A 10,959-nucleotide genomic window follows, 5' to 3' on the forward strand; every position below is an offset into this window, starting at 1 on the left:
GGTGGGGGTGGTGGTATTCGTCATGCGTCCAGCGTGGCGAGAGACCGCCTCCCGGCACCATGGCATGAATGCCAAGTTCCAACGGGATCACGCCAAGGTCCGGAGAAACTCCCCTGGGCCGGCCGGGCCACGGAGGGGAACGCCCCGCCGCCCGGCCGGCACCGACGGCCGGAACCCGGTCTTCCGACCACCGAATCGGTCTCCTGACCGCCACAGGGCCGGGGCGGCAGCCGCCCCGGCCCTGTGTGTTCGCGGTCCCGCCGTCAGATCTTCGTCTTCTCCCGGACCCACGCGCCGATCCGCGCGATCGCGGCGTCGGCCTCCGGAACGCGGCCGGCGCCGAAGACGTACGAGTGCTGACCGCCCGGCACCACCACGGTCGCCGTGTCGATCCCGGCGTCCCGGACCCGCGCGGCGAACTCCTCGTCCTCGCCGGCCAGCACCTCGTAGGTCCCCCATGAGACCAAGGTCGGCGGGAGGCCGGTCAGGTCCGCCCGGTTCAGATTGATCCTGGGATCCGTGAACTCGATGCCCGTGCCGCCGACCCAGGACTCCCGGAAGAACTCCAGCAGGCTCTTGCTGAGGATCTTGTCCGTCCCGGCGTTGGTCTCCATGGTCTCGTTGCCGATCTCCAGGTCACACCAGGGGGAGATCGACACGATGGCGCCGGGCATCTGCTGCCCCTGGTCGCGGAGCCGGAGCGCCAGCGCGACGGCGAGGAACCCGCCGATCGAGTGGCCGATCGTGATGATGTTCCCCGGCTCGTACCCTTCGGAGACCAGCCAGTCGAAGGCCGCCTCCACGTCGTCCAGTTGGGCGGGGTACTTGTGCTCCGGCGACCGCCGGAAGTCCAGGACCAGGACGGGGACCCCGGCGGCTTTGGCGATGTGGCCGGCGAGCTTCCGGTCGACGTAAGCCGACGACAGCACGGAGCCTCCGGCGTGGCCGTGCAGCAGGACATGGCCGGTGTCGGCGCCGACCGGCTCGCACCAGATGCCCAGGACCCCGCCCGCGTCCACCTCCCGGTACGTGACGCCTTCCGGCTCTCGCGCCCTGAGGTGCACGCTCTCCACACGGGTGCGGATCGCGTCCACCTCCGGCTCGGGGACGACCAGGCCCGCCATCCACTCCGCGAACTCGACCGCTTCCCGACTCAGCTGGATGTCGCTCTGATCGGACATGTGATACCTCCTCGTCGCACGTCAGAACATGGTGTTGTCGTTGGCGGAGTACTCCGGCACGTCCTGGACGGCGTCCCAGTGCTCGACGATCCTGCCGCCGCGCACCCGGAAGAGGTCCACGACCGCCTGGCCTCGCTCTCCGGGCACGTTGACGGTGTGGCTGTGCACGGCCACCAGGTCACCTTCCGCGATCACCCGCTTGGGAGTGGCCACCAACTGCGGAAACTGTGCGTAGTAGGCACCCAGCCCGGCCTTCGCGCCCGCCACACCATCGGGGATGTACGGGTTGTGCTGGTGATACTCGGGGCCTACGTAGGTGTCGATGGCAGACAGGTCCTTCTTCACCAGGTACTGCTCGACGAACGCGGTGACCAGCTTCTCGTTGCGCGCGGTGAGGTACGCGGGGCCGGGTTCCTCGGTCCGCGGGCGGCTGATCGTGGAGAACATGTCGTTGCCATTGGCCGTGGTCGCAGGCACGTCCTGCAGCACGTCCCAGTGCTCGGCGATCTTCCCGCCCTGGAACCGGAACATGTCGAACGCGGCCATTCCAGGGGTGCCGGGAACCAGGACGATGCTGGAGTGCATCAGCACCATGTCGCCCTCGGAGATGACACGCCTGATGTCGTACGTGGCGTCCGGGTACTGCTGCCGCCAAGCGGCACCGAAGGCCTTCAACGCCTCCGCGCCGTCAGGGGCGAGGGGGTTGTGCTGGATGTAGTCCGGCCGCACGAAGCGGTCGACCACCGACATGTCGCCTCGCTCGAAAACGCCCCTCATCATCTTGACGGCGACGGTCTTCTGGTAGGCGAGGCGGGCGTTGTCACCATGTCCGCCGACGAGGGTGCGTGCCGCTCCGGCGCTCTCGGGCGCCCGGGACAGCGGACCGGCGACGGCCGAGGGGGCGGCGGCGACCGCGGCGAGGGCGGTGGCCGTGAGTGCGGCAACCAGGACACTGCGGCGGCCGGGTGCTGTGGGGTTCACGGGGTCTGTTCTCCGAACTCGGTTGAATAGCGGGCGTGTTGACGAGTCACGCGCCTGGCGGCGGCGTTCCCCGTGCGTCCAGCGTGACCTCCGCCGCAGAGCGATACCATGGCATGAATGCCAACTATCGACGGGATCACGCCATGACATCCGTTCACCGAGTTGCCGTTCTGGCCGTCGACGGGGTGTATCCGTTCGAACTGGGCATTCCCAGCCGGGTGTTCGGGGCGACAGAGGGTCACTACGAGGTCCTCACCTGCACCGTCGACGGCCGCCCGGTCCGCACCAACTCCGACTTCTCGATCACCACCGAGCACGGCCCCGAGACGCTGAGCACCGCCGACACCGTCGTCATCCCGCCCTTCAGCACCACCGCCGTCACCCCGGAGGTGCCACAGGCCGTGGTGGAGGCGCTCAGATCAGTCGCTCCCGGCACCCGCCTCGTGTCGATCTGCACCGGCGCCTTCGTCCTCGCCGCGGCCGGGCTCCTCGACGGGCGGCCGGCCACCACCCACTGGGTCGTGGCCGACCTCTTCCGCTCGTGGTTTCCCAAGGTCGCACTGGACCCGAACGTCCTGTTCATCGACGACGGGGATGTACTGACCTCCGCCGGCGCCGCCTCCGGGCTCGACGTCTGCCTGCACATCATCCGCAAGGATCACGGCAGCGAGGTCGCCAACCATGTGGCCCGCATGTGCGTCGTCCCGCCCTGGCGCGACGGCGGGCAGGCGCAGTACATCCGCCACCCGGTCCCCGAGGCCACGACCAGCGGCACGGCCACCGCACGCCAGTGGGCGCTGGAGAACCTCCACGAGCCGATGGCCCTGACGGACCTGGCCGAGCACTCCCACATGAGCCTGCGCACCTTCGTCCGCCGCTTCACCGAGGAGGTGGGCACGAGCCCGGGACGCTGGCTGATCCAGCAGCGCGTCGAGCGGGCGCGGCACCTCCTGGAATCCACCGACCTGCCGGTGGACGAGATCGCCGGCCGGGTCGGCTTCGCCGGCGGCACATCCCTGCGCGAGCACCTGCACGCCGCCATCGGTGTCTCACCGCTCGCCTACCGGCGCACCTTCCGCGGCGCAGCGTCGACGTCCTGAACCCACCGCCGGCCTCCGTCTTGCGGCCACCGACTCGACCCACTTAGGATTATGATCGTAAGTCCAATAGTCCGGAGCCGGACCACCCACGGAGGTTCATCCGCAGCATGCCGAGCCAGCACACCCCGAAGCCCGTCCGCGCGGACGCCGCACGCAACCGCACCCGCCTGCTCGACGCCGCGCGTACCGCGTTCGCGTCCGAGGCGCCGGTGTCCCTGAAGCAGATCGCGCGGGACACAGGGGTGGGCATCGCGACGCTCTACCGCCACTTCCCCACCCGGGAAGCACTGGTCGAGGCGATCTACCAGGAGGAGCTGGCGCAGCTGCGTGCCGACGCCGACACCCTGCTCGGCACGGAGGATCCGGCCCGCGCGCTGCGCACCTGGATGGACCGCTTCGCCGACTACGCCGGTACGAACCGGGAGACGGCGCACGCGCTACGCGCGGTTCTCGCGTCCTACCAGGGCCCAGCGTCACCGGCGCGCGAACAACTGCGCACCGCGGTTCAGGACATCCTCGACGCCGGTACGGTCGTGGGGACACTGCGCGACGACGTCCGCGCCGAGGACCTCGTCATCGCCCTTGTCGGCATGCTCACCACGACCTCGCCGGCCGACGGGCGCGAGCAGCTGGACCGCCTGCTCGATCTGCTGATGGACGCGGTCCGGGGTACGGCCCCGCCGGGGCCGTACCCCCCTCCGCCCGCCTGCTGACTACATGTTGATCATGTGGCCGGCCAGCCCGTGCACGGCCTCCTTGACCGCCTCGCCCAGGGTCGGATGGGCGTGCACGTTGCGGGCGACCTCGTGGACCGTGAGGTCCCACTGCTGGGCCAGGGTCAGCTCGGGGAGCAGTTCGGTGACGTCCGGGCCGATGAGGTGGGCCCCGAGAATCTCACCGTACTTCGCGTCACTTATGAGCTTCACGAAGCCGGTGGCATCGCCCAGGCCGTGCGCCTTGGCGTTCGCGGTGAACGGGAACTTGGCGACCTGGACGTCGTAGCCGAGGTCACGGGCCTGGGCCTCGGTGTGGCCGAAGCTCGCGATCTGGGGCTGACAGTAGGTGGCGCGCGGGATCATCGCGTAGTCCAGTTCCATGGTCTCGGCGTCCGCGAGTGTCTCGGCGGCGATCACGCCCATCGCCTCGGCGGTGTGCGCGAGCATCAGCTTCGCCGTCACGTCGCCGATGGCGTAGAGGTGCGGGACGGAGGTCCGGCAGCGGCCGTCCACGTCGATCGCACCGCGCTCGGTGAGCCGTACGCCCGTGTTCTCCAGGCCGTAGCCGGTGACGTTCGGTGCGAAACCGATCGCCTGAAGGACCTTGTCGGCTTCCAGGACCTGCTGGGTGCCGTCCTTGGCGGTGACCGTGACGCGAACCTGCGGGCCGGACTCGTCGATGACGTCGACACGGGTCGAGGTGAGGACGTCGATGCCCAGCTTCCGGTACTGCTTGGCCAGTTCGGCGGAGACCTCGGCGTCCTCCAGCGGGGCGACCCGGTCCAGGAACTCGACGATGGTGACCTTCACACCGTAGTTGTGCAGGACGTAGGCGAACTCGACGCCGATGGCGCCGGCGCCGGCGATCACGATGGAGTGCGGCAGGTCCTCGGCGAGGATCTGTTCCTCGAACGTGACCACGCGCGCGCTGCGCTTGGTGCCGGGGAGCAGCTTCGGAGTTGCGCCGGTGGCGATGATGCAGTGGTCAAAGACGATGGTGCGCGAGTTGCCGTCGTAGCCGGCCACCTGGAGGGTGTGCGGGTCCAGGAACGTGCCGCGCCCGGCGATCTCCGTGATGTTGTTCTTCTTCATCAGGTAGTGGACGCCCTTGACCCGGCCGTCGGCGACCTTCCGGCTGCGGCGGTAGGCCTCCCCGTAGTCGAAGGTGACCTCGCCGTCGGTCCTGATGCCGAAGGTCTTCGCCTCGCGCGTGAAGATGTGCGCGAGTTCGGCGTTGCGCAGCAGGGCCTTGGTCGGGATGCAGCCCACGTTCAGGCAGACACCGCCCCAGTACTTCTCCTCGACGACCGCGACGCGCTTGCCCAGTTGGGCGGCCCGGATGGCGGCGACATAGCCGCCGGGCCCGGCACCGAGTACGACGACGTCGAAACGCTCACCCTGCTCGTCCATGGACGGTTCCTTTCCGCTGGGCCGGCCTGCTCCCGCCAAGGGGCTGACTCGCACCCGGTCGAACAACCTGTTACCTGTTCATCGCTCGGCATCCGGTCTCCCGGACGTCCGGCTTCAGCACCCTTGTGCCGTGATCTATGCCCGCGAACGCCGTCATGGGCGGTGGTCCGACGCCTCGGTGACCTCGTGCACTCCCGCCTCGGCAGCGCCGAGCGCGAGGGTGTCGAGCCCGAATGCCGCGACCGGGCCGTGCGCGCCCGGCTTGAGGACGGCGTCCGGCGCCGCCGCCCGGACGGCGCCCCAGGCCAGCAGGGATCCCGTCATCTCGTAGGGATCAGGTCCGGTGAGGGCCGTCCTGGCGAGATGCCGGCCCGAGTCGTCCCGGGCCACGGCGATCACCAGGGAGCGTCCGTCGCTGTCCGGGTCACGGTGCGCTCCCGGAAGCCGCCCGGACAGCCGGGTCAGCGCGGACCGTACCCGTGCCGACCTGAGCAGGGGTGACTGGAGGGCGGCGGCGATCTGCACCGGACGCGTCCACCGGCCGAACCCGCCCAGTCCGACGTCGACGCTCTCCAACTGCGGGAACAGCTCCGGCAGTCCGAGATGCTCCGAGCCGGGGACGGTCATGGTCGCGCGCCGCACACCGGCGTGGTGGAACATGCGGACGCGCTGGGCGGCACGCTCGTCGACCAGCCGGGGAGAGGCCCCCGGGCGCGGCGGGCGGTAGGCGAACCCCTCTTCGGCCGCCGGCAGGTCCACCCCGAAGCGGTCCGCCACGGTCCTCATCCTGGCGCGGCTGCGCCCGGCCAGGGTCGGCTCCGCACCGCGTTCGAGGAGTTCCCGGAGCACTCGCCGGCCGGTGTACCCCGTAGCGCCCAGCAGGACGATCCTGCGACTGCCCACGATCACGCCTTCCGGACGGACCCGTCGGAGCGGGTTGTCATCACACCCACTCATTGACTCGCGGTCATTCATTGACCCTAGGTCATCGAATATACGATGGTGCACATGAGCAGGCCAAACCGGCGGCAGATGTACGCGGAGCAGACCCGGACGGACCTGACGGCCGCCGCCCGCAGGCTCTTCATGGGCAACGGGTTCGCCGGCACGTCGGTCGAGGCCATCACCGGGGCGGCGATGGTGAGCAAGGGCACCTTCTACCACCACTTCCCTGACAAGAAGGCGATGTTCGCCGAGCTGTACACCGAGCTGATCCAGCAGGTCGCGGCCCTCGGCGCGACGACCGCGAAGGAGGCCGCAGCGACCCCGGGCACCCCCGCCCTGGCGGAAGCCCGTTCTCTCGCCCTCACCTTCCTGCGGCGGTCCGTCGACGACCCGCTGCACCGCGAACTGATGGCCCAGGCACCCGCGGTCCTCGGCGAGCAGTACCGGCACATCAACGAGACGGTCGCCCAGCCGCCGATCGAACAGCTGCTCACCGTCATGGCCGCACGGGGGGAACTGAAGCCAGACACGCCGATCGCCACCACCGCGCGGTTGCTGCTGGCCTGCCTGTGCGAGGGCAACCACATCATCGCGACCGCGGAAGACCCGGAAGACGCCCTGGTCCATACGGGGCGTGCACTCGCCCTCCTGCTTTCGGGCCTGGCAGCCGACGGCGCCTCCCGCTGACGGCGCCCCCCCATAGCGCGCCACCACCCGCGACACTCCGGCCACCGACGAGCCGTCCGTAGACTTCCATCATGGAACGGAAGAGCTTTCAGGACATGACCTGCCCGGTCGCGCTGACACTGGAACGGGTGGGCGAGTGGTGGAGCATCCTCATCCTGCGTGACGCGACCCACGGCATCACCCGGTTCGACGAGTTCCAGAAGAGCCTGGGCATCTCGCCGAACTCCCTGACCCGCCGGCTCGGCGCGCTCGTCGAGGCGGGCCTCCTCGAACGACGCCGCTACAGCGAACGGCCACCGCGCGACGAGTACGTACTCACCGAAGCCGGGCACGCGTTCCGCCCGGTGCTCATCGCGCTGTACGCCTTCGGCCTGGAACACTTTCCGCCGGAGGCGCCCAACATCCGTGTGGTGGACAAGGAGTCGGGCATCGATGTCAGCCCCCTGATGATCGACCGCACGACTGGCCACCCCATCGACGAGGAGCATTCCATGTTCCTGCCGGGCCCGTCGGCCGACGACCGGCTCCGCGCGCTGATCGAACGACGGAACGCGCACACCTCCTGAACCAGAGACCGGATCCGAACGGTGACTTCCATCACTGCAGTTAGTTACTTGCATGATGGTAGTCACCCTCTTACTGTTAGCGCTTGAGCCCACAGGCGAGGACGAGCATGTGGGCGATCCGCTCGGGCCGCACGGCCGAGCACCGCTCCACCGGCCGCCGCCCAGGCGGGGCAGTCACACGACGAGGTGTGCCATGAGCGCTTCAGCAACGAACCGAGCCTTCCGGCCCCGCCGCACGACGATCGCGACGAGCCGCCGTAGTGATCGACGTCAGTACGGTTCGCATGAACGAACCATCGTCACCCGGCAGTGCTTCCGTGCCGGGGCACGGGGTCGCTCGGTCACCCGTTTACTCCCCTGCACGCACACGGATTTCGCATCCGCGTCCGCCGTGAATCCGCGGTCCCGTCCGGACCAACGGTCAACCGCCTGACGCCGGACGGCTGTTCACCACCTCCTGAGAGAGCCTGTCCAACAGGCCTCCCCGCAACGGCACCACCCTCCGAGTCCGGGCCCGTGGTGCGCATTGCCTCTTCCTCCGGCCACGGGTCCCGCCCAGGGACAGCCGTGCCCATCGGTCGTACCCCGACGTCCCGGGGCTGCCAGGGCACCACCCCGAAACACCTCAACCGCAAGGAAAAACCCATGTCGATGACTGCTGTTGTCATGCGCAAGGGCGGGCTCGAACTGATCGAGACGCCGATCCCCCAGCCCGGCCCGGGAGAAGTACTGGTCAAGACCCTCGCGAACGGGATCTGCGGGAGCGACCTGCATGCCGTCGCGCACGGCTCCGAACTGATCGAGGGATACAAGGCGGTAACCGGCATCACCCCGTTCGATCTCGACGCGCGGACCTCTCTGGGTCACGAGTTCTGCGCCGAAGTGGTCGAGTACGGGCCGGGCACCCGCGGTGTGCACGCGCCCGGCACCCGAGTGATCTCGGTGCCGTTCCTGCTCCGGCAGCCGCAGCCGGTGCTCATCGGCTTCGGGGGTGTCGACACCCCGGGGGGTTACGCCGACTACATGCTCCTGTCGGAGGACCTCCTCATTCCGGTGCCGGACAACGTGCCCACAGACATCGCCGCACTGACCGAACCGCTGGCCGTCGCCCTGCACGCCGTCAACCGCGGCGCCCTCGGATCCGACGACGTGCCCATCGTCATCGGCTGCGGCCCGATCGGGCTCGCGGTGATCGCCGTGCTCAAGATGCGAGGTATCGGCCCGATCATCGCCGCGGACTTCTCTCCGACGCGGCGTGCGATGGCCGCCGCACTCGGCGCCGACATCGTGGTCGACCCGCGCGAGACCTCGCCGTACGACTCCTGGCGTTCGGTCGCTGCCGTGTCGGACCCGGCTCGGTTCGGCCGCCGGACGGTGACGTTCCCGGACTCCGCGTTCCGCCCGTCGGTGGTGTTCGAGTGCGTGGGCGTCCCCGGAGTGATCCAGCAGATCCTCGGCGGGGCCGCCGCGTGCACGAAGATCGTCGTCGCCGGGCTGTGCATGGAACAGGACACCTTCTACCCCACCTTCGGTGTCTTCAAAGAGATCGACCTGGTCTTCTCCGTCTCCTACACGGTCGAGGAGTTCGCCCAGACCCTCGGACACCTGGCCGCCGGCGAACTCCACGTCGATCCGCTCATCACCAGCCGGATCGGACTCGCCGACGTGGCCGACGCCTTCGTCAGGCTCCGCGACCCCGAGCAGGACGCCAAGATCATCATCACCCCCCACGCCCGCTGACCCCCACTCACCGCACACGCACCGGAGGAAGACCATGACCGCAGTACAGACCGCGAGCAAAGTGCCCGTCGTCTCGCTCCCGCAGACCGAGCTGCTCACGCTCAACGTGAACGACGTCCCCCTGTTGAAGGACGCGCTCGGCCCCGGGATCAGCTTCCAGCCGCTGTTCCTCGACCCCGAGATGGGCATCTGGTCGATCCTCGGCACCTTCGCTCCCGGGGTGGAGCTGCCCATCCACCTGCACACCGGAGGGGTGCACGGATACACCCTCAAGGGCGAGTGGCTCTACAAGGAGTACCCCGACCAGCGGCAGACCGCCGGCTCCTACCTCTACGAGCCGGCCTCGTCGGTGCACACCTTCGCCGTGCCTCCGACCAACACCGAGGACACGGTCGTGCTGTTCGTCATCAACGGCGCCAACGTCGGCTTCACCGAGGACGGACAGTTCCACTCGGTGCTGGACGCGGTGACCGTCCAGAAGCTGACCGAGCAGTGCGCCGAGGCCCAGGGTCTCGGGCCCGTCAAGTACCTGACGGGCGGCACGGCGAAGTACACCACCGGCTGACCGAGCGAACGGAGAATCCCTGTGCCCGCCGTATTCGTCCATGGCGTCCCCGACACGCACCACGTCTGGGACGACGTCATAGCCCACCTGACACGTACCGACGTCATCGTCCTTTCCCTGCCCGGCTTCGGAAGCCCCGTGCCGGACGGCTTCACCTCCACGAAGGAGGAGTACGCCGACTGGATCATCGCCCGGCTGGCGGAGATCGGCAGCCCTGTGGACCTCGTGGGCCACGACTGGGGCTGCATCCTCACCTCCCGCGTCGCCTCGGTCCGTCCCGACCTGGTGCGGACGTGGGCCGCCGGCGGCGCCCAGATCGCCGGCGCGGACGAGTGGCACGACCTCGCGAAGGTCTGGCAGACCCCCGAGGCCGGAGAGCAGTGGATGGCCGCACTCGATCCGTCGGAACTGAGCAAGCTGCTCCAGGCCAACGGCGTGCCCGCACAGCACGCGGAAGAGAACGCGAGCCGCATGGACGCCACGATGAAGGACAGCATCCTGCGCCTCTACCGCTCCGCGGTCCTGCTGTGGGAGGACTGGCGGCCCGGTCTCGCGGACATCACCAGCCCTTCTCTCGTGTTCTGGGGCAACGACGACCAGTTCGCGCCGGTTCAGTACGCCGAACCCGTCGCGAAGGCCGTCAGGGCCACCGGCGTGATCAGACTGGAGAGCGGGCACTGGACGCCGCTCCAGCGGCCGCGGGAACTCGCCGCCGCGCTGACACAGCACTGGGAGAGCGTGCCCGCCTGAGTGCAGCTCAAGGAGCGAGTGTGCCGGCAGCAACGGACTCTGCTGCACCGGACCCTGCCGGCGCTCTCCTCTCCATTCCCACCGTCGTGAAGAGGAGAGCTCCGTGTCCCGACTGAACCGGGTGACCGTCCTGGGCTCGGGTGCGCTGGGCGGACAGATCGCCTGGCACAGCGCGTTCGCCGGGACCAGGGCCTGCTCGGGCTGCAGACCGGCAAGGGCTACCACACCTACCCCGACCCTGCCTACCAGCGCCCCGATTTCCTCGACGTGCCCCACCTCTCCGCCGTCCCGCGCCTCGTGTCCTTGATCTCGCAGCAG

Annotated in this window: 11 protein-coding genes; 7 read left to right on the forward strand and 4 right to left on the reverse strand. The window is 69.1% G+C overall.

From position 1 onward, the window contains the following. Nucleotides 1-263 precede the first annotated feature (263 nt). Complete coding sequence (locus ABZ887_RS23040) at nucleotides 264-1,181, reverse strand: alpha/beta hydrolase (RefSeq protein ID WP_361292323.1); 918 nt, start codon at nucleotides 1,179-1,181, stop codon at nucleotides 264-266. Between the two features lie 21 nt (nucleotides 1,182-1,202). Beyond that, complete coding sequence (locus ABZ887_RS23045) at nucleotides 1,203-2,162, reverse strand: nuclear transport factor 2 family protein (RefSeq protein WP_361292325.1); 960 nt, start codon at nucleotides 2,160-2,162, stop codon at nucleotides 1,203-1,205. A 143-nt stretch (nucleotides 2,163-2,305) separates the two neighbouring features. Between ABZ887_RS23045 and ABZ887_RS23050 the strand changes: the two genes are divergently transcribed. Both ABZ887_RS23050 and ABZ887_RS23055 read left to right on the forward strand, forming a co-directional pair. Further along, nucleotides 2,306-3,262 carry a helix-turn-helix domain-containing protein gene (locus ABZ887_RS23050; RefSeq protein WP_361292327.1) on the forward strand — a complete coding sequence of 319 codons (957 nt, stop codon included), beginning with the start codon at nucleotides 2,306-2,308 and terminating at the stop codon, nucleotides 3,260-3,262. Nucleotides 3,263-3,369: 107 nt separating this feature from the next. After that, the gene (locus tag ABZ887_RS23055) at nucleotides 3,370-3,975 is read left to right on the forward strand and encodes a TetR/AcrR family transcriptional regulator (protein ID WP_361292329.1); all 606 of its coding nucleotides are present in this window, start codon (nucleotides 3,370-3,372) and stop codon (nucleotides 3,973-3,975) included. Here the strand turns inward: ABZ887_RS23055 and lpdA are convergent, their stop codons facing one another. Together lpdA and ABZ887_RS23065 are read right to left on the reverse strand one after the other, a co-directional pair. Next, nucleotides 3,976-5,388: a dihydrolipoyl dehydrogenase gene (gene lpdA, locus ABZ887_RS23060; RefSeq protein WP_361292331.1), complete on the reverse strand. Its 1,413-nt coding sequence runs from the start codon at nucleotides 5,386-5,388 to the stop codon at nucleotides 3,976-3,978. Nucleotides 5,389-5,541: 153 nt separating this feature from the next. After that, nucleotides 5,542-6,291: a hypothetical protein gene (locus tag ABZ887_RS23065; protein ID WP_361292333.1), complete on the reverse strand. Its 750-nt coding sequence runs from the start codon at nucleotides 6,289-6,291 to the stop codon at nucleotides 5,542-5,544. 105 nt (nucleotides 6,292-6,396) lie between these two features. On the opposite strand from ABZ887_RS23065, the gene ABZ887_RS23070 reads away from it, so the two are divergent. From ABZ887_RS23070 to ABZ887_RS23090, 5 genes are all read left to right on the forward strand, one after another. Then, nucleotides 6,397-7,020: a helix-turn-helix domain-containing protein gene (locus ABZ887_RS23070; protein ID WP_361292335.1), complete on the forward strand. Its 624-nt coding sequence runs from the start codon at nucleotides 6,397-6,399 to the stop codon at nucleotides 7,018-7,020. Between the two features lie 71 nt (nucleotides 7,021-7,091). Further along, nucleotides 7,092-7,586 (forward strand): helix-turn-helix domain-containing protein, encoded by a 495-nt coding sequence (locus tag ABZ887_RS23075; protein WP_361292337.1) that lies wholly within the window; start codon nucleotides 7,092-7,094, stop codon nucleotides 7,584-7,586. Between the two features lie 645 nt (nucleotides 7,587-8,231). Then, nucleotides 8,232-9,326: a zinc-binding dehydrogenase gene (locus ABZ887_RS23080; protein WP_361292339.1), complete on the forward strand. Its 1,095-nt coding sequence runs from the start codon at nucleotides 8,232-8,234 to the stop codon at nucleotides 9,324-9,326. Nucleotides 9,327-9,360: 34 nt separating this feature from the next. Continuing rightward, complete coding sequence (locus tag ABZ887_RS23085; RefSeq protein WP_361292341.1) at nucleotides 9,361-9,891, forward strand: 2,4'-dihydroxyacetophenone dioxygenase family protein; 531 nt, start codon at nucleotides 9,361-9,363, stop codon at nucleotides 9,889-9,891. 21 nt (nucleotides 9,892-9,912) lie between these two features. Continuing rightward, complete coding sequence (locus ABZ887_RS23090; protein WP_361292343.1) at nucleotides 9,913-10,641, forward strand: alpha/beta hydrolase; 729 nt, start codon at nucleotides 9,913-9,915, stop codon at nucleotides 10,639-10,641. The last annotated feature ends 318 nt before the right edge of the window (nucleotides 10,642-10,959 follow it).

The sequence above is a fragment of the Streptomyces sp. NPDC047061 genome (assembly GCF_040643955.1).
Taxonomy (GTDB): Bacteria; Actinomycetota; Actinomycetes; order Streptomycetales; family Streptomycetaceae; genus Streptomyces.

What these genes read in the sequence shown, in the direction of transcription:
- ABZ887_RS23040 (WP_361292323.1), bottom strand. Translation starts at nt 1,181, where the DNA reads ATGTCCGATCAGAGCGACATCCAGCTGAGTCGGGAAGCGGTCGAGTTC.
- ABZ887_RS23050 (WP_361292327.1), top strand. Translation starts at nt 2,306, where the DNA reads ATGACATCCGTTCACCGAGTTGCCGTTCTGGCCGTCGACGGGGTGTAT.
- ABZ887_RS23080 (WP_361292339.1), top strand. Translation starts at nt 8,232, where the DNA reads ATGTCGATGACTGCTGTTGTCATGCGCAAGGGCGGGCTCGAACTGATC.
- ABZ887_RS23075 (WP_361292337.1), top strand. Translation starts at nt 7,092, where the DNA reads ATGGAACGGAAGAGCTTTCAGGACATGACCTGCCCGGTCGCGCTGACA.
- ABZ887_RS23055 (WP_361292329.1), top strand. Translation starts at nt 3,370, where the DNA reads ATGCCGAGCCAGCACACCCCGAAGCCCGTCCGCGCGGACGCCGCACGC.
- ABZ887_RS23085 (WP_361292341.1), top strand. Translation starts at nt 9,361, where the DNA reads ATGACCGCAGTACAGACCGCGAGCAAAGTGCCCGTCGTCTCGCTCCCG.
- lpdA (WP_361292331.1), bottom strand. Translation starts at nt 5,388, where the DNA reads ATGGACGAGCAGGGTGAGCGTTTCGACGTCGTCGTACTCGGTGCCGGG.
- ABZ887_RS23070 (WP_361292335.1), top strand. Translation starts at nt 6,397, where the DNA reads ATGAGCAGGCCAAACCGGCGGCAGATGTACGCGGAGCAGACCCGGACG.